General features: G+C 71.0%; 19 protein-coding genes. 8 read left to right on the top strand and 11 right to left on the bottom strand.

All coding sequences use genetic code 11. The features are described 5' to 3' along the window. Positions 1-20: 20 nt before the first annotated feature. The gene (locus WFJ01_RS03745; RefSeq protein WP_336628248.1) at positions 21-1,250 is read left to right on the top strand and encodes a glycosyltransferase; all 1,230 of its coding nucleotides are present in this window, start codon (positions 21-23) and stop codon (positions 1,248-1,250) included. Positions 1,251-1,253: 3 nt separating this feature from the next. Here the strand turns inward: WFJ01_RS03745 and WFJ01_RS03740 are convergent, their stop codons facing one another. The 3 genes from WFJ01_RS03740 to WFJ01_RS03730 are packed head-to-tail and all read right to left on the bottom strand — an operon-like array spanning position 1,254 to position 4,771. After that, positions 1,254-2,165 (bottom strand): arginase family protein, encoded by a 912-nt coding sequence (locus tag WFJ01_RS03740; RefSeq protein WP_336628247.1) that lies wholly within the window; start codon positions 2,163-2,165, stop codon positions 1,254-1,256. A gap of 12 nt (positions 2,166-2,177) precedes the next feature. Beyond that, positions 2,178-2,654 (bottom strand): GNAT family N-acetyltransferase, encoded by a 477-nt coding sequence (locus WFJ01_RS03735; RefSeq protein WP_336628246.1) that lies wholly within the window; start codon positions 2,652-2,654, stop codon positions 2,178-2,180. Next, on the bottom strand, positions 2,654-4,771 hold the full coding sequence (locus WFJ01_RS03730) for a DNA gyrase/topoisomerase IV subunit B (RefSeq protein WP_442928017.1): 2,118 nt from the start codon (positions 4,769-4,771) through the stop codon (positions 2,654-2,656). The genes WFJ01_RS03735 and WFJ01_RS03730 overlap by 1 nt, the downstream gene beginning before the upstream one ends. 182 nt (positions 4,772-4,953) lie before the next feature. Between WFJ01_RS03730 and WFJ01_RS03725 the strand changes: the two genes are divergently transcribed. Further along, the gene (locus tag WFJ01_RS03725) at positions 4,954-5,169 is read left to right on the top strand and encodes a DUF7455 domain-containing protein (RefSeq protein ID WP_251439536.1); all 216 of its coding nucleotides are present in this window, start codon (positions 4,954-4,956) and stop codon (positions 5,167-5,169) included. A 93-nt stretch (positions 5,170-5,262) separates the two neighbouring features. On the opposite strand, the gene WFJ01_RS03720 is transcribed toward WFJ01_RS03725, so the two are convergent. Both WFJ01_RS03720 and WFJ01_RS03715 read right to left on the bottom strand, forming a co-directional pair. Further along, complete coding sequence (locus WFJ01_RS03720) at positions 5,263-6,312, bottom strand: alanine racemase (protein ID WP_336628245.1); 1,050 nt, start codon at positions 6,310-6,312, stop codon at positions 5,263-5,265. After that, entirely contained in the window at positions 6,300-7,022 is a 723-nt protein-coding gene (locus WFJ01_RS03715; RefSeq protein WP_251439532.1) for an alanine racemase C-terminal domain-containing protein, read from the bottom strand. The genes WFJ01_RS03720 and WFJ01_RS03715 overlap by 13 nt, the downstream gene beginning before the upstream one ends. 116 nt (positions 7,023-7,138) lie before the next feature. On the opposite strand from WFJ01_RS03715, the gene WFJ01_RS03710 reads away from it, so the two are divergent. Then, positions 7,139-8,161, top strand: a complete 1,023-nt coding sequence (locus WFJ01_RS03710; RefSeq protein WP_336628244.1) for a sugar-transfer associated ATP-grasp domain-containing protein — start codon at positions 7,139-7,141, stop codon at positions 8,159-8,161. 132 nt (positions 8,162-8,293) lie between these two features. On the opposite strand, the gene WFJ01_RS03705 is transcribed toward WFJ01_RS03710, so the two are convergent. The 3 genes from WFJ01_RS03705 to WFJ01_RS03695 all read right to left on the bottom strand — a co-directional run bounded on the left by WFJ01_RS03705 (position 8,294) and on the right by WFJ01_RS03695 (position 11,393). Further along, complete coding sequence (locus WFJ01_RS03705) at positions 8,294-8,998, bottom strand: coenzyme F420-0:L-glutamate ligase (RefSeq protein WP_251439528.1); 705 nt, start codon at positions 8,996-8,998, stop codon at positions 8,294-8,296. After that, on the bottom strand, positions 8,995-10,236 hold the full coding sequence (locus WFJ01_RS03700; protein ID WP_251439526.1) for an RNA polymerase sigma factor: 1,242 nt from the start codon (positions 10,234-10,236) through the stop codon (positions 8,995-8,997). Before WFJ01_RS03700 ends, WFJ01_RS03705 begins: the two co-directional genes overlap by 4 nt. Positions 10,237-10,460: 224 nt before the next feature. Next, positions 10,461-11,393, bottom strand: a complete 933-nt coding sequence (locus WFJ01_RS03695; protein ID WP_336628243.1) for a proteasome assembly chaperone family protein — start codon at positions 11,391-11,393, stop codon at positions 10,461-10,463. 110 nt (positions 11,394-11,503) lie between these two features. On the opposite strand from WFJ01_RS03695, the gene WFJ01_RS03690 reads away from it, so the two are divergent. The 3 genes from WFJ01_RS03690 to sucB all read left to right on the top strand — a co-directional run bounded on the left by WFJ01_RS03690 (position 11,504) and on the right by sucB (position 16,189). Then, a complete protein-coding gene (locus tag WFJ01_RS03690) occupies positions 11,504-12,982 on the top strand; it encodes a leucyl aminopeptidase (protein ID WP_336628242.1) in 1,479 nt (492 codons plus the stop codon). Beyond that, positions 12,979-14,352 carry a dihydrolipoyl dehydrogenase gene (lpdA, locus tag WFJ01_RS03685; RefSeq protein WP_292880341.1) on the top strand — a complete coding sequence of 458 codons (1,374 nt, stop codon included), beginning with the start codon at positions 12,979-12,981 and terminating at the stop codon, positions 14,350-14,352. Before WFJ01_RS03690 ends, lpdA begins: the two co-directional genes overlap by 4 nt. 97 nt (positions 14,353-14,449) lie before the next feature. Continuing rightward, complete coding sequence (gene sucB / locus WFJ01_RS03680) at positions 14,450-16,189, top strand: 2-oxoglutarate dehydrogenase, E2 component, dihydrolipoamide succinyltransferase (protein ID WP_336628241.1); 1,740 nt, start codon at positions 14,450-14,452, stop codon at positions 16,187-16,189. Positions 16,190-16,200: 11 nt separating this feature from the next. Here the strand turns inward: sucB and WFJ01_RS03675 are convergent, their stop codons facing one another. Further along, the gene (locus WFJ01_RS03675) at positions 16,201-17,670 is read right to left on the bottom strand and encodes a hypothetical protein (protein WP_336628240.1); all 1,470 of its coding nucleotides are present in this window, start codon (positions 17,668-17,670) and stop codon (positions 16,201-16,203) included. A gap of 157 nt (positions 17,671-17,827) precedes the next feature. On the opposite strand from WFJ01_RS03675, the gene WFJ01_RS03670 reads away from it, so the two are divergent. Continuing rightward, positions 17,828-18,538, top strand: a complete 711-nt coding sequence (locus WFJ01_RS03670; protein WP_251439514.1) for a DUF4191 domain-containing protein — start codon at positions 17,828-17,830, stop codon at positions 18,536-18,538. 72 nt (positions 18,539-18,610) lie between these two features. Here the strand turns inward: WFJ01_RS03670 and WFJ01_RS03665 are convergent, their stop codons facing one another. Continuing rightward, entirely contained in the window at positions 18,611-19,807 is a 1,197-nt protein-coding gene (locus tag WFJ01_RS03665; protein WP_251439513.1) for a RimK family alpha-L-glutamate ligase, read from the bottom strand. A gap of 25 nt (positions 19,808-19,832) precedes the next feature. On the opposite strand from WFJ01_RS03665, the gene WFJ01_RS03660 reads away from it, so the two are divergent. After that, entirely contained in the window at positions 19,833-20,315 is a 483-nt protein-coding gene (locus WFJ01_RS03660) for an ATP-dependent zinc protease family protein (RefSeq protein ID WP_336628239.1), read from the top strand. Positions 20,316-20,321: 6 nt separating this feature from the next. Here the strand turns inward: WFJ01_RS03660 and WFJ01_RS03655 are convergent, their stop codons facing one another. Next, complete coding sequence (locus tag WFJ01_RS03655) at positions 20,322-20,750, bottom strand: RDD family protein (protein ID WP_292880351.1); 429 nt, start codon at positions 20,748-20,750, stop codon at positions 20,322-20,324. Positions 20,751-20,820: the final 70 nt, after the last annotated feature.

The raw sequence follows: 20,820 nt of genomic DNA, 5'->3' as shown, positions 1-20,820 counted from the left end.
GCCGCGCCTAGAGTGGGACCGTGCGCATCGCGATGGTCACCGACTATTACCTGCCGACGCTCGGCGGCGTGCAGACCGCGATCAAGGCTCACCGCGAAGAGCTCATGGACGCAGGGCACGAGGTCACCGTTTTCGCACCGCTCGCGGAGCCCTCCCCCGATCCGACCGTGGTCCGGCTGCCGACCGCGCGCGGATTCGCACCCGACGGCTACCCGTTCACGTGGCCGCTGCGAGACGCGGCCCGCCAGCTCGAACGCGCTCTCGCGGGCTTCGACGTCGTGCACGTGCACACCGAGATGTTCGCCGCCCTCGCCGCGTATCGTGCCGCGCGAGCGCTGCGGATCCCGCTCGTCCAGACCATGCACGGGCGCATCGACGTCTACACGCGCGCGGTGCTCCCGCTGCCGGCGATCACGACGGCCCTGCTCGCCGGGCTGCATCGGCGCGGGCTCGGTGCCGGCCCCGGTTCGCGAGCGGTCCGCCTCGACACGAGCGCCCCCTACGCCCGCACTCGCACGGCACGGCGCATGTGGCGGCTCATGGTGAGCCAGGCTCAACGCGCAGACCGGGTGATCGTGCCGTCGACGCACTTCGCTGCGAAGCTCGTCGCGCAGGGGGTGCGGACCCCCGTGGACGTGCTCTCGAACGGGCTCGAGGGCACCGTGCTCGCGGCGCTCGGGGCGCCCGCCGAACGCCGGCCGGAACCCGGGGCTCCGCTGCGGGCGCTGTGGTGCGGCCGGCTGTCGCCCGAGAAGCGCCCCGAGGTCTTCCTCGACGCCGTGTCCCGCACCCCGGGGGTCGAGGCCGTGATGCTGGGCGACGGGATCTCGCGCCGGGCGGTCGCCCGCGAGGCTGCCCGGATGGGGCCGGGACGCGTGGACGTGCGCGGCTCCGTGTCCCAGGCCGACGTGCTCTCCGCGATGCGCGCGGCGCACGTGTTCGTGTCCAGCTCCTTCGACTTCGACAATCAGCCGATGGTGCTCCTCGAGGCGGTCGCCGCCGGCCTGCCGGTGATCGTCGCGGATCCCGACCTGTCCGAGGCTCTGCCGCCCGACGGTCATCTGGTCGCACCACGACCGGATGCCGCGGGGCTCGCCGAGGCGCTCGCCGCGCTGCGCGACGATCCCGCCCGGGTCGCAGGCATGAGCACGGCCGCCATCGCGCACCGGCCTCACGTCACACAGAGCGCCCACCGCGAAGGGCTCATCCGCGTCTATCGCGCCGCCGTGTCCGCGCGTTCCTCGCGCTGAGCATCAGTCCTCGCGGAGAGCCGTCCCGAGCTCGGCGAGACCTTCGGCGATCACGTCGACGAGGGTCGAGGCATGGCCGCCGTCCGGATCCAGATCCGGATCGAACACCGTCACCGAGGCACCCCACGCGTGCGGCGCGAGGGCGCGCAGCAGGGCGGTCAGCTCATCGGGGGCGAGGCCGCCGGGATCGGGGCTGTCCACGGCGGGCATGTGCACGGGGTCGAGCACGTCGACGTCGACCTGGATCCAGTAGTCGCGCCCCAGCCCTTCGATCGCCCGCACGCGGGACGCGGCCCGCGCCGCTCCGTGCAGGATCACCTCATCGGCGGGGACGACGAGGGCGATCGCGTCGCGTACCTCCTCGGCGAAGGCGTCCTCGTAGCGGTGCCCGATGTGCGCCACGCGGCCGGCGTCGAAGTACGGCCCGAGCCCGTCGATCCCGGCGAGCTCGGGCGCATGACGGCCGACCGCGATCGCCAGGTCCTCGCCCGCGACGCTGCCGACGGCGGCGCTGTTGCCCGGATGACGGAAGTCGGTGTGCCCGTCGATGTGCACCAGTCCCCCGCCGCCGCTCACCCGCGACGCCAGTCCTGCGGCGATCACGAGGCTGCAGTCTCCGCCGAGCACGAGAGGGGCCTCACCCGACTCCCGGATCTCGAACAGCCGATGGGCGAGTCGCCGCGCGTGATCGACGATCGCCGCCTGGTTGCGCACCGTTCCCTTCGGGCGCCGTCCGTCATCGTCCACATAGCGTCCGGGCAGCACGACGCCGGCGTCGACCGCGCCCCCGGCATGGAGCCGACGATGCAGGCCGGCCTCCCGCAGGGCTTCCGGGGCCTTGGCCGTGCCGGGCACGCCGCCGCGCACGGGCGGACGCAGTCCGAGATTCGTGGGGGCGGAGACGAGCGCGACCATCGTCCCAGTCTGTCAAGGCGCCGGGACGGACTCGGCAGCCGCGCGTGGGTCGCGGCGCATCCAGATGTCCACGCCGTCGTTCTCCTCGACGACGAAGCCGTGCCGCTCGTACAGGCGCAGGGCCGCGGAGCCGACGAGCACCTGGAGCCGCAGCGGCCGATCGACGGGCGCGTCCTTCAGCACGGCGCGAAGGAGGGAGGATCCGATGCCCCGTCCCTGGTGCCGTTCGTCCAGATAGAACATCTCCAGCCACAGCGCATCGCGGTCGGGACGCAGGGTGATCGTGCCCGCGGTCTCGCCGTCGACGAGGATCATCCACGTGTGCGCCGGGGAGAAGTGCTCCACGACGCGGGCGCGCGAGCGCGCCGGATCCCAGCCGACCAGCGGTTCGAGATCCCCGCGCAGCACGCGCTCCTTGAGCGCCGCGACCGTATCGACATCGCCCGGGCGCGCGGGGCGCAGTGACACGCCCGGTGCGAGCGCGGTCATCAGGCGTCGATCGCCTCGCGGGCCAGGCGGTCGGAGGAGTCGATGATGAACTCGCGCCGCGGAGCGACCTCGTTGCCCATCAGGAGCTCGAACACCCGGCCGGCGGCTTCGGCATCCTCCATGCGCACACGGCGCAGCAGCCGTCCGGAGCGGTCCATCGTCGTGGAGGCGAGCTGTTCGGCATCCATCTCGCCGAGACCCTTGTACCGCTGGATCGGCTCGTGCCAGCGCTTGTTCTGCTTGCGCAGCTTCGCGAGCAGCGCGTGCAGCTCGCCCTCGCTGTACGTGTAGATGGTCTCGTTGGGCTTGGATCCGGGGTTCATCACGATCACCCGATGCAGCGGCGGCACCGCGGCGAACACGCGTCCGTCCTCGATGAGCGGTCGCATGTACCGGTAGAAGAGCGTGAGCAGCAGCGTGCGGATGTGCGCGCCGTCGACATCCGCGTCGCTCATCAGGATGATCTTCCCGTAGCGGGCGGTGCTGAGGTCGAAGGAGCGCCCGGAGCCGGCGCCGATCACCTGGATGATCGAGGCGCATTCGACATTGGACAGCATGTCGCTGACCGAGGCCTTCTGCACGTTCAGGATCTTGCCGCGGATGGGCAGCAGAGCCTGGTACTCGCTCGTGCGGGCGTGCTTGGCGGTGCCGAGCGCGGAATCGCCCTCGACGATGAAGAGCTCGGTCTGCGCCACATCGGTCGAGCGGCAGTCCACGAGCTTCGCGGGCAGGGAAGAGGACTCGAGCGCGTTCTTGCGGCGCTGCGTCTCCTTGTGGGCGCGCGCCGAGACGCGCGCCTTCATCTCGGCGACGATCTTGTCGAGCAGCTGAGCCGCCTGGCTCTTGTCGTCGCGCTTGGGCGAGCTGAACCGCTCCCCCAGGTCCTTGCGGAGCACCTGGGCCACGATCTGGCGCACCGCGGGGGTCCCGAGCACCTCCTTGGTCTGCCCCTCGAACTGCGGTTCGGGGACGTTGACCGTGAGCACGGCGGTGAGGCCGGCGAGCACGTCGTCCTTCTCCAGCTTGTCGTTGCCGACCTTGAGCCGTCGCGCGTTCTGCTCGACCTGGGCCCGGAGCACCTTGAGGAGCTCCTGCTCGAAGCCCTGCTGATGGGTGCCGCCCTTGGGGGTCGCGATGATGTTGACGAAGGACCGGGTGGTGGTCTCGTACCCGGTGCCCCAGCGCAGGGCGATGTCGACGGCGCAGACCCGCTCCACCTCGGTCGCCACCATGTGCCCGTCCGGCTGCAGCACGGGGACAGTCTCCTTGAAGGTCCCCTCCCCCTGCACCCGCCAGGTGTCGGTCACGGGCGCATCGGTCGCGAGGTACTCCACGAACTCCGAGATGCCGCCCTCGTAGTGGTACGAGGTCTCGTTGCCGACGGCGGCGGCCGACGCGTCGGACTCTGCGTCCGAGCCCGCCGGCACGCGCTCGTCGTGGACGACGAGCTCCAGTCCTGGTACGAGGAAGGCGGTCTGCCTGGCGCGGTTCTCGAGGTCGGCGAGCTGGAAGGCCGCGTCCTTCGTGAAGATCTGCCGGTCCGCCCAGTAGCGGATCCGGGTGCCGGTGGCGCCCTTGGCCGCCTTCCCGATCACGCGCAGCTCGCTCTTGTCCTGGAACGGCGCGAACGGCGCATCGGGGCGCTTCTCGCCGTCGTCGGTGAACAGACCGGGCTCGCCGCGACGGAACGACATCGCGTAGACCTTGCCGCCGCGGTCCACCTCGACGTCGAGGCGCTCGGAGAGGGCGTTCACGACCGAGGCGCCCACGCCGTGCAGCCCGCCCGAGGCCGCGTACGAGCCGCCGCCGAACTTGCCGCCGGCGTGCAGCTTGGTGAAGACGACCTCCACGCCCGTGAGTCCGGTGCGGGGTTCCACATCCACGGGGATTCCCCGTCCGCGATCGTGAACCTCGACGCTCCCGTCGGGGTGCAGGATGATGTCGATCTTGGATCCGTTGCCGGCGACGGCCTCGTCCACGGCGTTGTCGATGATCTCCCAGAGGCAGTGCATGAGGCCCGGCGAGCCGTTCGAGCCGATGTACATGCCGGGTCGCTTGCGGACCGCTTCGAGCCCTTCGAGGACCTGGAGATGATGGGCGGAGTACTCGGCTGTCACAATCCTCAATCGTATCGAGGCCCGCAGACGTACGGCGGTCGACACTCCTACCGCGATCCGGACCCGCAGGGCCTTCGTACGCGCTGAGCGAAACACGCCGTCTCGCGGGCATGACTCCCAGGTCTGCGTGGTTGTATTGAGCACACCTCACAGCGGACCCGATACACCAAGGAGGCATCGAGATGAACGCGACGACCGAACGGGATGCCACCGTCATCCCCCGCCTCACGGCGATGGACCGATGCGACGCCTGCGGAGCCCAGGCCTACATCGCCGCCGTGGTCAACGGGCACGAGCTGCTCTACTGCGCCCACCACGGACGCAAGTACGAAGAGAAGCTGCGGGCCGTGGCCACGAGCTGGCACGACGAGACGTCGCGCCTCAGCGAAGCGTCCTGAGAGCCCGAGGTCCGCGGCCACGACGACCGGCCGCGGATGCACAGAAGCGCCCGGTGTCACCCGACATCGGGCGTTTTCGTCGCTCGGGCCGGTTCAGCGGTACTCGCGGCGCACGCCCGGCGTGAGACGGCAGAGGATCTCCTCGCCCACGGTCCCGACGGCTTCGGCCAGGGTCGTGGGCGACTCCTCGCCGCATCGCCCCCGCCCGAAGACGACGACCTCGTCGCCCACGCTCGCTCCCTGCCACGCCTCGACGCGCATCTCGTCGATCCCCACGGACCTGAGCTCCCGCGCGCCGCCGGGGGTGCCGACCCGCACCCGACGGGCGAGGGTGCTGGGCAGCCCGTCGAACGATCCGGCGCCGATGACGACCTCGTCGTCCTCGATCCGCCGTACCGGGGCCACGAGCTCGGCCGCCGGGGCGATTCCGGGCAGGTCGGGGCCGTCCGCAGACCGCACGCCGAAGCAGAACGCCCCGACGCGCACGAGCGTGCCGCGCAGCTCCGGGCGCTCCCAGGTCGCCGCGGACGCCGTCAGGTGCTGATACGGCAACCGTGCGCCGAGCGTCTCCGCCCGGGTCACCGCCGCGAGGAATCGCGCCTGCGCGGCGTCGTCCTCCGCGTCGCTGGCCTCCGCGAGGTGGCTCCAGGCGCCGACGAGGTCGATCATCCCGCGGTGCTGGGCGTCCAGCGCGATGCGGACGCCGTCGTCCCACTCCTCGGCGGACAGGCCGTTGCGGTGCAGCCCTGTGTCGATCTTGAGGTGGATCCGCGCGCGGAACCCCGTCGCATCCGCCTGCACGATCACGCGCTCGAGATACTCGACGCTGCCCACGCCGAGGTCGATGTGCGCGTGCAGCGCCGCGGCGATCTCCTCGTCGGACGAGGTCACCCAGGCGAAGAGCCGCGGCTGCCGGCCGACTGCTGCGCGCAGCTGGACGGCGGTCGGGATGTCATAGGTGCCGAGCCAGCCCACTCCGGCATCCACAGCCACCCGTGAGGCCCAGTCGGCGCCGAGTCCGTAGCCGTCGTCTTTGACGACCATCATCAGCTCGGCAGGGGTGACACGGGCCTGCACCGCGGCGATGTTCGCCCGCAGCACGGCCTCGTCGGCGCGCAGCACCGGTCCGTTCAGTCCAGCCACACGCGCTCCGTCCGTTGTCCGAGCACGGCGGCGAGCTCGCCCGGGGTCATCCCCGTGATCCGCGCCCACTCGGCGAGTCCGGCGGCGAGAGGGCCGCGGCCCCCGAAGAAGATCGCGGCTGCTCCGGGAATCACCTCGGCGTCGCCGATGTCGACCACGCACACGTCCATCGCGATCCGGCCGACGATCGGGTGCACGACGCCGTCGATCTCGACCGACGCGCGGCTCCCGAGGGCCCGCACGACGCCCTGGGCGTAGCCGCCCGTGACGAGGGCCAGGCGCGAATCGACGGGGGCCCGATGGATGTAGCCGTAGGACACCCCGGAGCCCGCGGCGATGTCCTTCGTGGACAGCACGCGGCCGACCGCGCTCATCGCCGGCTCGCCCGCCACGGTGGCGGACGCGTCCGGAAGGCCGTAGAACAGCGCCGGATCCAGGTCGGGCCGGCGCTCGCACGTGGCGACGATCCCCTCGGCGGCGAGCAGCGCGACCTCGTCGGCTCCGTCCACGCGCACCGCGTCGACGCCGGCGCGCTGCGCGATCCGCGCGGTCTCGAGCAGCCCGTGCCCCCAGGCATCCCTGCGCAGATCGGCGACCCCTGCGCCTGCGGCGGCGACGGCCCTCGCCGCGCCCTCCGCGAGGGCCGAGCGCGACACCACCGCTCGCAGCATCGCGCTCCGCGAATCGGAGGCGGGGAGCAGTGCGGTCACCGTCCCAGCCTAGCGGCGCAGCGCGACCGCCCCTCCGCGGCGAGGGCTCGTCCCGGGGGTCTCGGAGCATCGCCGCCTAGAATGGACCGGTTCCCGATCCTCGACCCGGAGTACGCATGCCCTCGAACGGCCTCGGCCTCAAGTCCCGTCTCGGCTATCTCGCCGAGCGCGCCCGTCGCATCAATGTCGGCTCGGTGATCGAGCGCGCCAAGGAGGCGTCCGCGCAGCACGGCAAGGCCGTCCCCGCCGTGGTGGTGGACATGCTGTGGTCCGCCGGCCGCCACAACGTCGGGTTCCAGGACTACATCGACTACGACTTCGCGATCCTCAACCGCGCGGAGCGCGCCACCTACATGACGCACCCCGTGTCGAACCAGATCTCGGAGCGCTACGCGCATCCCGACTTCCGGCACCTCTTCCACGACAAGATCGAGTTCGACGAGAAGTTCTCGGACTTCCTCCGCCGCGAGTGGATGGTCGTGAAGCCCGGCAACGCGGACGAACTGCGCGACTTCGTGCAGCGCCAGGGCACCGTCATCGTGAAGACACCGATGGGCCAGGCCGGTTCCGGCGTGTTCCGCTATCACGCCGCCGACGTCTCCGACTGGGACACGTTCCACGCCGACCTGCTGGGCCAGGGCCGCCTGCTCGTCGAAGAGGTCATCCGCCAGCACCCCGATCTCGCCGCCGTCTGCCCCGGCACGGTCAACACGACCCGGGTGACCGCGTTCTTCGACGGCGAGAAGACCCACATCCTCGCGATGGCGCAGAAGTTCGGCCGCGGCGAGGTCAGCGACCAGATGTCGTTCGGCGGCTTCTACACGATGCTGGACGACGACGGCCACGCGGTGAGCGCCGGCTACGACTCCCACGGGCACGTGCACGAGCTGCACCCCGACTCGGGCTTCCGCATCGCCGACTTCCAGCTGCCGCTCATCGACGAGGTCAAGGCGTTCGTCGACCAGGTGGCCCGCGTCGTGCCGCAGGTGCAGTACGTCGGCTGGGACATCGTCGTCGGCCCGGACGGCCCCGTGCTCGTCGAGGGCAACTGGGGCGCCGGCGTCTACGAGAACAAGCCGAGCGTCTCGGGCATACGCACCGGCCACAAGCCGCGCTACCAGGCCGCCATCAAGTTCTGAGCTGCATCTCCCCGGGGTCGTCAGCGAGGACGAGCGCAGCGAGACCGAGACGAAACGCGGCTTCCCGCAGAAGAACCGCGTTTCGTCTCGCTCCGACTTCGTCGGTGCTCGCTCAACGACCCCGGCGAGCAGTCAGGCCGGGCGGATGATGCCCATCGGCGTCGACTCCGTGCCCTGACCGAGCGGGTTGTCCTTGAGGATCGCGACGAGGCCCTTCTCCGCGGGCTTGTCGAGCGTGGACCCGAGGATGTTGCCGCCGAGGTCGTTGATGTCGACCACGGCGACATCGCAGACGCCGCCGATCAGCCGCTGCATCTCGTGCGCGACCTCGCGCGGGCGCGCGGGTCCCAGCACGACCGAGCGGTCGTACGGCGGCATGGTGCCCTCGGTCGGTCCGTCGATCGCGCGCGCCTTCTCACCGGCGATGCGGTAGAAGTCGCCGCGGCGCCCGAACGCCTTGGTCACGGCCGACACCGCCGCCGCGAGCAGGATCCGGGGCGTGCCGCACTCGCGCAGCGCCATCTCCATGGTCTCGGGCATGCCGAGACCGATGCCGTAGGGCGTGCGCGTGACGTACTTCGACAGGAAGAACGCCAGCTTGCGCGGCTGGATCTCCTCGAGCAGGAACGAACGACCCTGGGTGATGCCGACGATCTTCTCGGTGATGAAGAGGATGTCGCCCTTCTGCACCTCGCCCGCGGCGTACTCGGTGACGATGTCGGCGAGCACGTCGCCGGGCATGACCACCTTCGTGCGGATCGGGATCCGCTGCCAGCGCGCCCCCTCGACCGAGATCTCGAGGTTCTTGCCGTCGTTGGGCCTCGCCTCCGCGCTCACTCGAGGTAGTCCCGCAGCGACTGCGACCGGCTCGGGTGGCGCAGCTTCGCCATCGTCTTGGACTCGATCTGGCGGATCCGCTCGCGGGTCACGCCGAAGGTGTCGCCGATCTGGTCGAGCGTCTTCGGCTGACCGTCTCCGAGGCCGAAGCGCATGCGGATCACGCCAGCCTCGCGCTCGGAGAGCGAGTCCAGCAGCTGCTCGAGCTGGCGCTGCAGCATCGTGAAGCCGACGGCGTCGGCCGGGACGACCGCCTCGGTGTCCTCGATCAGGTCGCCGAACTCGCTGTCGCCGTCCTCGCCGAGCGGGGTGTGCAGCGAGATCGGCTCGCGGCCGTACTTCTGCACCTCGATGACCTTCTCCGGGGTCATGTCGAGCTCACGGCTCAGCTCCTCCGGAGTGGGTTCGCGACCGAGGTCCTGCAGCATCTGACGCTGCACCCGGGCGAGCTTGTTGATGACCTCGACCATGTGCACCGGGATGCGGATCGTGCGGGCCTGGTCGGCCATCGCGCGGGTGATCGCCTGACGGATCCACCAAGTCGCGTAGGTCGAGAACTTGAAGCCCTTGGTGTAGTCGAACTTCTCGACCGCACGGATGAGACCGAGGTTTCCCTCCTGGATGAGGTCCAGGAACTGCATGCCGCGGCCCGTGTAGCGCTTGGCGAGGGAGACCACCAGGCGCAGGTTGGCCCCGAGCAGGTGGCTCTTGGCCCGCTGACCGTCACGGGCGACCCACTGCAGGTCGAGCCCGAGCTGGCCGGTCTTCTCCGCCGGCGACATGGTCGACAGCTTCTCCTCGGCGAACAGGCCGGCCTCGATACGCATCGCGAGCTCGACCTCTTCGGCCGCGTTCAGCAGCGCGACCTTTCCGATCTGCTTCAGGTAGTCCTTGACCGGGTCCGCGGTGGCGCCGGTGATCTGGGTCGAGTAGACGGGGACGTCGTCCTCGTCGGTCGAGCTGATCCGGATGGCGCCGGTGGGCAGCGGCTCGGTGAAGGCGGGCTTGGCGCCCTCCTCCTCATCGCCGTCGTCCGCCGCGTCGACGGCCGACTCGTCGGAGGTGGCCTCGTCGACAGCGTCCTTCTTCGCCTTGGCGGTCTTCTTCGCGGCCGGCTTCTTCGCCGCCGCCGTGGTCGGGGCGGCCTGCTCCGCGGCGTCGGCGGCGGTGGCCGCGACCTCCTCGGGCTCGGTGGCCTCGTTCTTCGTCCGGGTGTTCTTCTTCGTGGCAGTCGTCACGTCTCGCCTCTCACCGGGGCGCTGCGCGGGCGCCCTGTGTTCGCTCAGCCTTTCGGCTTGATCGGCCTGTGCCGTTTCGGGCACTAGTAAGACCCTTGTCAAGTCCCCGACCTTGCGGAGGGTCTTGACAACGGGTCGTCAGATAAGTATCGCACACTCTGCCGTGGACGAGGCCGGATCCTGCCGGAGAGCCGGATCCTCCCGGGAACCTCCCGGGGAGGAGATCAGATCCGGCCGTTCTTGTCCTCGTCACCGGGGCGCGACGCCAGGAAGCGCTCGAGCTCGGCCGCCAGCTCGTCGGCGCTGGGAAGGGATCGCTCGTCGAACCCGGAGGGGCCCTCGTCCTCGAAGTCCAGCCCGGCCATGTACGCGTCGTACCGGTGCTCCAGGGTGCTGACCATCTGGCCGAGCTCCTCGTTGTCGCGGACCTGCTCGTCCACGCGCTCCAGGTACGAGACGCGCTTCTCCCGTAGATCGTCCGTCAGCAGCACGAGGCCCGTGGCCGCCATGACCTTCTCCGCCGCGGTCAGCACCGCGTCGGGGTACTCGGTGTCGGCGAGGTAGTGCGGGATCAGCAGCACGAAGCTCGCGACGCTCCGCTCGGCGCGCACGAAACGGTGCTCGAGCAGATGCCCCGCCGTCCCCGGCACCTGGGTGCGGGGGCGCCACACGGAATGGACCGCGATCAGCTCTGCGCGGTTGCCGCTTACCGTCACCCCGATCGGCCGCGTGTGCGGAACCGGCATGGCGATCGCGTGCACCCACGTGACCGTGGACACCTCGTGCTCCGCCGCGAAGTCCAGCACGACGTCGGCGAACGCGTTCCAGGCGAAGTCCGGCTCGTACCCGGCCAGCAGCAGGAAGGGGCGGCCGAGGGCGTCGTGCGCGATCGAGAGCTCGAGCCGTGCCGGAGTGAGGTCGGCGATGTGGTCCTGGTCGAAAGTCAGCACCGGACGCCGCGCGCGATAGTCCAGCAGCGCATCGTTGTCGAAGACCAGGACGGGCTCCGGAGCCGTCGTCTCGCCGAGGTGGTCGATCAGCCCGGAGACCGCCGATCCCGCGTCGGTGAACCCGGTCAGCAGGATGACCAGAGGCAGGCCGGACGGCACACCGCCGGAGCGGGCGACGCGTTCGTGGATCTCTCCGGAGATGGGCATGCCTCCATGCTACGAGCCCCCTCGCGCCGCGGATCCGCAGAGCGCTGAGAGCGAACACACGTGCGGCGCATCCGCTCCGGCCGCCCCGGTCCGAATCTAGGATGGAGGCCATGACGTCACCTGCGCTCGAGCTCTCCACAGGCGCTCCGGCGGACACGAACGCGGATGCGGTCGTGCTCGTCGTCGCCGGTCTCACGGACACCCCGGAAGACCTGTCCCCCTTCTCCTCCACGCACGCGGCGCTGACCGCCGTCGGCTTCACGGGGAAAGCAGGTGTCGTCGCGAGGATCCCTGCACCCGAGGTCGCCGAGGTCCCGGTCGCGGTGGTGAGCGCCGGCTCGTCGCCGGACGCGAACGCCGTGCGCGAGGCCGCGGGCGCCGCGCTTCGCACGCTCACCGGGTTCGACCGGGTGGAGGTGCGTCTCAGCGACGCCGTCTCCGGCTTCGCCGTGGCCGCCGCCGAGGGCGCGCTGCTCGGCGGCTACCGCTTCGACGACTACCGGTCGGGCGAGCAGCCCCGGCGCGCGGGCGTCGTGGTGCTGCATGCCGACCTCTCCCCCGAAGAGATCGCGCATGCGAAGGCGCTCGCCGACGCGGTCGCCCTCACGCGGGACCTGGTGACCACTCCGGCCGAGTGGCTCGGCCCGGAGGATCTCGCCGCGCGCGCCGCGGAAGCGGTGGCCGACCTGCCGGTCGAGGTCGAGATCCTCGACGAGACGGCGCTCGCCGCGGGCGGTTTCGGCGGCATCCTCGGCGTGGGCCAGGGTTCGGCCCGCCCGCCGCGTCTCGTCCGTCTGGACTACTCCCCCGCCGACGCCACCGGACACATCGCACTGGTGGGCAAGGGCATCACCTTCGACACGGGCGGCCTCTCGCTCAAGCCGCCGGCCAGCATGGTCGGCATGAAGACGGATATGGCGGGCGCCGCGAGCATCCTCGCCGCGACCCAGGCGGTCGCCTCGCTCGGCCTTCCGATCCGGGTCACCGCCTGGCTGTGCATCGCGGACAACATGCCCTCGGGCTCCGCGATCCGCCCGGGCGACGTGCTGCGCTTCGCGGACGGACAGACCGTGGAAGTGCTCAACACCGACGCCGAGGGCCGCCTGGTCCTGGCCGACGGCCTCGTCGCCGCGAGCCGGGAGAACCCGGACGTGATCCTCGACGTGGCGACGCTCACCGGCGCGATCATCGTCGCCCTCGGCATGCGGCACACCGGCGTCTTCGGCGACGACCCGACGGTGCAGGAGGTCCTCGCCGCGGCATCCGCAACGGGCGAGGCGGCCTGGCCGATGCCGCTCCCCGAGCACATGGAGGACGAGCTGAAGTCGCCGATCGCCGACCTCGTGAACGCCAAGATCGGCGATCCCGCCGGAGGAGCGCTCTTCGCGGGGCTGTTCCTTCGGCGGATGGTCGGACGCGCCTCGGACGAGGCGGACGCCCCGCGGATCCCGTGGGCCCATCTCGACATCGCGGGTTCGTCCGAGCACAAGGGCGCCCCGTACGGCTTCATCGAGAAGGGGGCGACCGGCGCGATCGTGCGCACTCTGATCGCCTTCGCCGAGAAGCGAGCGAACGGAGGCAGGGCATGACCGCGCACAGCTTCGACGTCGTGATCCTCGGCGGCGGCAGCGGCGGCTACGCGGCCGCCCTCCGCGCCGCGGAGCTCGGCAAGTCGGTCGCCCTGATCGAGAAGGACAAGGTGGGCGGCACCTGCCTGCACCGCGGGTGCATCCCGACCAAGGCTCTGCTGCACTCCGCCGAGGTGGCGGAGAACGTCCGTGACGCCGCGAAATACGGCGTGGGCGCCGCATTCGAGGGCATCGATCCGGCAGGCGTCCGCGCCTATCGCGAGGGCATCGTCGCCAAGAAGTTCAAGGGCCTCGAGGGCCTCATCAAGGCCCGGGGCATCACGGTCGTGAGCGGATCCGGAACCCTGCGCCCCGATCGCTCGGTGGCCGTCGGCGAGGACGTCTACACCGGCGCGGACGTCGTCCTCGCCACGGGCTCGTACAGCCGCAGCCTGCCCGGCCTGGAGATCGGCGGGCGCATCCTCACCAGCGAGCAGGCGCTCGCGCTCGAGGAGGTCCCGCAGCGCGTGGTCATCCTCGGCGGCGGAGTCATCGGTGTCGAGTTCGCGAGCGTCTGGCGTTCGTTCGGCGCGGAGGTCACGATCGTCGAGGCGCTGGAGCATCTCGCACCGAACGAGGACATCGCGCTCAGCAAGGGCCTGGAGCGCGCGTTCCGCCGCCGCGGCATCGCGTACTCGCTGGGCGTGCGGTTCGCGAGTGCGACCCAGACGGCCGACGGCGTCACGGTCACGCTGGAGAACGGGACGACCTACGACGCCGACTACCTGCTCGTGGCCGTGGGCCGCGGACCGGCGACCTCGGGTCTCGGCTTCGAGGAGGCGGGGATCGAGATGGATCGCGGCTTCGTGCTGACGGATCCGGAGCTGCGCACGAATGTCGCGCACGTCTGGGCCGTCGGGGACATCGTGCCCGGCCTCCAGCTCGCGCACCGCGGGTTCCTGCAGGGCATCGCCGTCGCCGAGCGCATCGCCGGCCTCGCGCCCGCCGTCATCCCCGACTCGCAGGTGCCCCGCGTCACTTACTGCAGCCCGGAGGTTGCGTCCGTGGGGATCACCGAAGCCGCCGCGATCGAGGCGCACGGCGCCGAGCGCGTCGCGTCCTACGAGTACAACCTCGCAGGCAACGGCAAGAGCGAGATCATCGGCACCGGCGGCCTGGTCAAGGTCGTGCGGCTCAAGGACGGCCCCGTGCTCGGCGTGCACCTGCTCGGCGACCGCGTGGGCGAGCTCATCACCGAGGGCCAGCTCGCCGTGAGCTGGGAGGCCCACCCCGAGGACATCGCGCCCCTGATCCATGCGCACCCGACGCAGAGCGAGGCCCTCGGCGAGGCGTTCCTCGCGCTCGCGGGCAAGCCACTTCACGCATTGTGAAACTTTTCTTGCGCATCGTGGAAATCAATGCTGGGCTGAACACCCGGTTGCCCACTAAGCTGAACACCATCACGAACTTCCTTAAGGAGACTCCGTCATGAGCACACCTGTGGTCCTTCCCGCCCTCGGCGAGAGCGTCACCGAGGGCACTGTGACCCGTTGGCTCAAGCAGGTCGGCGACACCGTCCAGGCCGACGAGGGACTGCTCGAGATCTCGACCGACAAGGTCGACACCGAGATCCCCTCGCCCGTCAGCGGTGTGATCGAGGAGATCCTCGTCGCCGAGGACGACACGGTCGAGATCGGCGCCATCCTCGCGCGCATCGGCGACGGCTCGGGCGCTTCCGCGCCTGCCGCCCCGGCCGCTGAGGCCGCTGCCCCTGCTGCCGAGGCCGCTGCCCCCGCCACCGAGGCGCCGGCCGCCGAGCCTGCCGCTGCCCCCGCTGCCCCTGCTGCGGCACCCGCCGCATCGTCTGACGCGACCGATGTCCGCCTGCCCGAGCTGGGCGAGAGCGTCACCGAGGGCACCGTCACCCGCTGGCTGAAGCAGGTCGGCGACGACGTCGCGGTGGACGAGCCGCTGCTGGAGATCTCCACCGACAAGGTCGACACCGAGATCCCGTCGCCCGTCGCCGGCACCCTCCAGGAGATCCTGGCCGCCGAGGACGAGACCATCGCCGTCGGTGCGGTGCTCGCACGCATCGGCAGCGGCGCCCCCGCCGCTGCGGCTCCGGCTCCCGCCGAGGCCCCGGCTCCGGCTGCTGCTCCGGCTCCCGCCGCCGCCCCGGCTCCCGCTGAGGCTCCGGCTCCCGCTGCCGCTCCGGCTCCGGCGGCTGCCCCGGCGGCGGCCGCTGCTGCTCCGGCCCCGGCCGCCGCTCCGGCCCCGGCCGCCGCTCCGGCCCCGGCCGCTGCTCCCATCGCCGATTCCGGTTCCGACTCGCTGTACGTCACCCCGCTGGTGCGCCGCCTCGCCGCCGAGAAGGGCGTCGATCTGGCGACCGTCGCCGGCACCGGCGTCGGCGGCCGCATCCGCAAGGAGGACGTGCTCAACGCGGCGTCCGCTCCGGCGGCGACGGCACCGGCTGCGGTGGCCGCCGCTCCGAAGGAGCGCGTGATCTCGCCGCTGCGCGGTACGACGCAGCCGATGTCCCGCCTGCGCAAGGTGCTGGCGGAGCGGGCGGTCGCGTCCATGCAGCAGACCGCGCAGCTCACCACCGTGGTCGAGGTGGACGTCACCAAGCTCGCCGCGTACCGCGACGAGGTCAAGGGCTCCTTCCAGCAGAAGACCGGCGACAAGCTGTCGTTCCTGCCGTTCTTCGCCCTGGCCGCGGCCGAGGCGCTCCAGGAGTTCCCGATCGTGAACTCGACGGTCGACGGCACGGACATCGTGTACCCCGCCTCGGAGAACATCTCCATCGCGGTGGACACCGAGCGCGGCCTGCTCACCCCGGTGCTGCGCGACGCGGGTTCCAAGAACATCGCCCAGATCGCCCACGAGATCGCCGACCTCGCTGCCCGTACGCGCGACAACAAGCTGAAGCCCGACGAGCTCGCCGGCGGCACGTTCACCCTGACCAACACCGGTTCGCGTGGCGCGCTGTTCGACACCCCCGTCGTCTTCCTGCCCCAGTCCGCGATTCTCGGCACCGGCATCGTGGTGAAGCGGCCCGGTGTCGTGACCGTCGATGGCCAGCAGGCGATCGCGATCCGCTCCTACGTGTACCTTGCGCTGTCCTACGACCACCGCACGATCGACGGCGCGGATGCCGCGCGCTTCCTCTCGTCGGTGAAGGCGCGCCTGGAGGCGGCCGACTTCGCCGCGCAGCTCGGAGCCTGATCCGCACGGATTCACGAGGCACCGCTCTCATCGGATGGCGGATCCGCGATGTCGTACACATCACGGATCCGCCATTCGGCGTCTCGGCGGATGATCACGACCATCTGACCGCCCTCCCCCGAGCCGCTCCGCAGCGCGGCCAGGTCGCCGTAGTCCTCGATCAGCGAGAGCGACCCGCCCGGATCGCGCACCGGCTTGATCGCGCCGGGACCGTCGTTCCACAGATCCCCGCAGGCGGGCATCGGCGCCGCCTGACAGCGGAGCACGCCCGAGACGAGCTCCTGCCCCGCGCGCTCCGGATCCGGCTCTGCGGAGGGTCCGAGGGCACGCGGATTATCCGGGGCGGTGGAAGCCGGCACGGGAACGACCGAGTCAGAGTCCGGCCGGTCTGTTCCGGGTCCGGACACCGCCGCCGACTCCCGCGGCGTCGCATCGGCCGCCCCGGCGCTGCCGCTGCCGGTCGGCCAGAGCGCACCGCCGACGGCGATCACCGCCGCGACCGAGGCGGCGACCGTCGCCGGCCCGACCCATCGCCGACGCCGCACGGGCGCTTCGGCCCCGGCCCGCCGCCGTCGCCCGGCGGAGGTCCGCCCGGCGAGTCGCGCCGACAGCCCGGCCATGGCTCGCCGCCCCGCCTCGATCACCCGCGCCGGAGTCGTGAGCAATGCCGTCGTCGCGCCCGCGGAGCGCGGAACCGTCCCGCGCCGACTCCCTTCCCTGACACGTCGTCGCGAGTCGCGAGCGAGCCGCAGATCGCAGCGGCGGGGAGGCAGCCCCTCTCGGCGCCGCGCCGCGTCCACGGCGTCCCGTGCATCCGTGAGGTCGCCCTCGACGATGCGCAGTGTGCGCGGTGCCGCGATCTCCAGCAGCTCCTCCTCCCAGCGCCCGGCCTCGGCGCGCAGACGTCGCGGATCCTGCGTCGCATCGGCGAGACGGAGCAGCAGCCGACGCAGCGCCCGGTCATCCACCGCGCGCTCCAGGTCGCTCAGCAGCCGCCGAGCGGATGCCCACGGCGATTCCTCCTCGGTCTCGGCGGACGGGGCGATCGCGAACACCGGACGCCCCTCGTCGGTCAGCCACCATCGTCCCCGAGGCTCCGGGGCTTCCCCGGCGTCTCCGGGCATCAGCTCGACCGCGCCGCGCAGGATGCTGACCGCGAGCGTCACGGCCTCGCCCCGTGTCACTCCCTCGGCCTCTCCCGCACTCCGGAGCGCCAGCTGGCTGCTGACGGAGCGGACGCACCACGGCAGCAGCACGTCGTGACCATCGGGCCGCAGCACGATGTCCAGCGGCGCCACGACGTGCTCCGCGCCCGCGAGCGCCCACCCGGGCCAGCCCCGCAGCCGTTCCGCCGGCACGCGGACGGCCATCCCCTCTTTGCGCGGGACGAGGGCGCCCGGGAACGGCCCTTCGTTCTCACCGAGCACCCGGATCGTGCGGTGCGCCCCCGCCACGGCGGTGCCCATGCTGCGTTCGGTCATGCCCCCATTCGACCTCGGCGGCGTTCTCCGCGGATCCGGCCGCCCGCGATCTGTGCGCTGAACGCTCCGCATCCCCTCTGTGCAGGACGATCGTGTTCGCCCAGCGCGTTCGCCCGCGCGCCGTCATGGAGCCCGCGGAATCGGTAGGCTGGAAGGCATGGCAAAAAGTCCCTCCGCGACGGAGAAGCAGCCCGGCTTCTTCTCCCAGCTGCGTTCGCTCTTCCGCTTCACCCGGGAGATCTACCCGTGGCTGCCCTGGGCCCAGATCGCGATCCTGGTGGCCGGCATCCTCATCGGCGTCATCGTCGGCTATCTGATCCCCCCGTTTCAGATCTGGAGCGTCGTGCTGTGGGGCGTCACCGGCCTGCTCGCGGGCGTGCTCGGCGCCATGTTCCTGATGACCCGTCTGTCGACGACGGCGATGTACCGCAAGATCGACGGCATGCCGGGCGCCGCAGGGCACGTGCTCAGCACGTCGCTCGGCCGCAGCTGGCAGGGCTCCGAGATGCCGGTCGGGGTCAACCCCAAGTCGCAGGACGCGGTGTACCGCGCCATCGGACGAGGCGGGATCGTCGTGGTCGCCGAGGGCGCACGCGGTCGTCTCACCCGTCTCGTCAAGGACGAGAAGACCAAGGCGATGCGTGTCGCGCAGGGCGTGCCCGTCAACGTGTTCTACGTCGGCCACGGCGAGGACGACGTCTCGATCGACAAGCTCGCCAAGACCATCAAGAAGCTTCCCAAGGCCATCGACAACGCGACGATGGCCGCCGTGATCAAGCGCATGGAGTCGGTGTCGCAGTCGGTCGCCTCGCTGCCGATCCCGAAGGGCATCGACCCGCTCAAGACGCGCGCACCGCGCCCGCGCTGAGCACGGAACGTCCGAGCGCCCGGCCCCGCTTCCCGCGGGTACCGGGCGCTTCGTCGTGAGGGCGGCGTCCGCTCAGTTCGCCGAATCGGGCAGATGCTCCTTCGGGAGCTTCCGCACCTTCGCCCTGCGGCGTCGGCGCTCGGGGATCATCGACCGCATCTCATCGAGCTTGCCGAAGCAGAGGAGACGGTCCTCGTCCTCCAGCACGACATGCTTGCGGGGGTTGGGGATCACGGTGACGCCGCGGTGCAGCGTGAGCACGGTGATGTCGCGGTCCCACAGCCCCAGCTCGCCGAGCTGCTTGCCCACCTGTTCGGCGCCCGCGTGGATCACGAGCTCGGCGACGCCGTAGCCCGTCGACACGCTGAGCCGCTGACGCACGTCGATCTCGGGGAAGTTCACCTGGTTCGCGATGAAGTCGATGATGGCGCCGGCGACGTCGAGGCTGGTCGCCGCCTCGATGCCCTGGAGCCCCGGAGAGGAGTTGACCTCCATGACCAGGGGACCGTCCTCGCCCTCCAGCATGTCCACGCCGGCGACGCGCAGCCCCATGATCTGGGCTGCCCGCACGGCCGTCTGCTCATAGACGGGGTCGAGCTGCACGGCCTCCACCGTCCCGCCCCGATGGACGTTCGAGCGGAACTCGTCGCCGTTGGCGACCCGCCGCATCGCGGCGACGACGCGGTCGCCGACGACGAGGGCGCGGATGTCCCGGCCGCGGCTCTCCGCGATGAACTTCTGGATCAGCACGTTCTGCTTCGTCGAGTGCAGGGTCTCGATGATCGCCTCGGCGACCTTCACCTGCGGCGCGAGGATCACCCCGATCCCCTGGGTGCCCTCGAGGAGCTTGATGACGACCGGGGCGCCGCCGACCCGCTCGATCGCCGGGCGCACATCGGCCCGGTTGCGCACGAACGCCGTGGGCGGCATCGCGATGTTGTGGCGGGAGAGGATCTGGTTCGCCCGCAGCTTGTCGCGCGCGCTCGAGATGCCGTTCGCCGTGTTCGGCGTGTAGACGTCCATCTGCTCGAACTGGCGCACGACGGCCGTGCCGAAGTAGGTGATGGAGTTGCCGATGCGGGGCAGGATCGCGTCGTAGTCGCTCAGGCGCCGCCCGCGGAAATGCAGGTCCGGTTCATCCGCGGTGAGGTCGATCGCGAAGCGCAGGGTGTTCAGCACCTTGATCTGATGACCGCGCTGGATCGCGGCGGCACGGAGGCGCTGGGTGGAGTAGGACTGCGGGGCGCGCGAGAGCACGGCGAGCTTCACGGTGATTTCCTGCCAGGATGTGTGTGTGGACCGACCTACTCATTCAAGCACCCTTATCGGGTGGCGGGAGTGGGTCTCCCTGCCCGACGTCGGGATGCCGTGGATCAAGGCGAAGGTCGACACCGGGGCACGCAGCTCGTCGCTGCACGCGCAGCACATCCGCGAGTTCGAACGCGACGGTGCGGCCTGGGTGCGCTTCGACGTGCGCCCGTGGCAGGGCGCCCATGAGCTCGTTCCCGTGGAGCTCCCCGTGTTCGACCGCCGGGACGTGCGCTCGTCGTCCGGACATGCGCAGAGCCGGCTCGTCGTGCTGCTCGATCTGATCCTCGTCGATCGGAGGGTCACCGCCGAAGTGACCCTGAGCAATCGCAGCGAGATGGGCTTCCGGATGCTGATAGGGCGGGAGGCGCTGCGTCAGGGCTTCACGATCGACCCGGCACGGTCCTTCCTGGGCGGCAAGGCGCCCAAGACCTACCGCCGCCTGAATCGCGGCCACGCGGCTGTCTGAGCGGTCTCAGGCGCGGATCAGGACGGTTCCGACCGCTTTGTCGTGCAGTCCCCGCTGATCCGCGTCGAAGATCACGGCCGGAATCACGAAGACCAGCAGGACCGTGCGCACGATGGGGCGCCACAGCCCCACCCAGCCGCCGTGCAGCATCACGAGCCGCATCCCGACGATGCGATGGCCCGGGCTCCCTCCGATCGTCGGGATGAAGACGATCTGCAGCACGGCGAAGACGATCATCGGCGCGAACTGGCTGAGTCCCGCCTCCTTCGGCAGCGCCCACTGCTGGAATCCGAGATACGCGGTGGCGATGATCGTCGCGGCGGCGTAGTCGATGAACAGCGCCGCGATCCGACGCCCGAGACGACCGACGCTGCCGGGTCCGGTCTCCGGGAGGCCGAGTCGTTCGCCGGGATAGCTCTGCGCGGTGTCGGACATCCCTCCAGCCTAGGCGAGGCGATGCAGAGCACCCGACGCGCCGCCGTCGGACCCTCGCCCGGACGTAACA

This window comes from Microbacterium sp. MMO-35, from assembly GCF_037147555.1.
Classification (GTDB): domain Bacteria; phylum Actinomycetota; class Actinomycetes; order Actinomycetales; family Microbacteriaceae; genus Microbacterium.
Note: the sequence above shows the minus strand (reverse complement) of the source record. Positions and strands in the feature narration are given on the sequence as shown.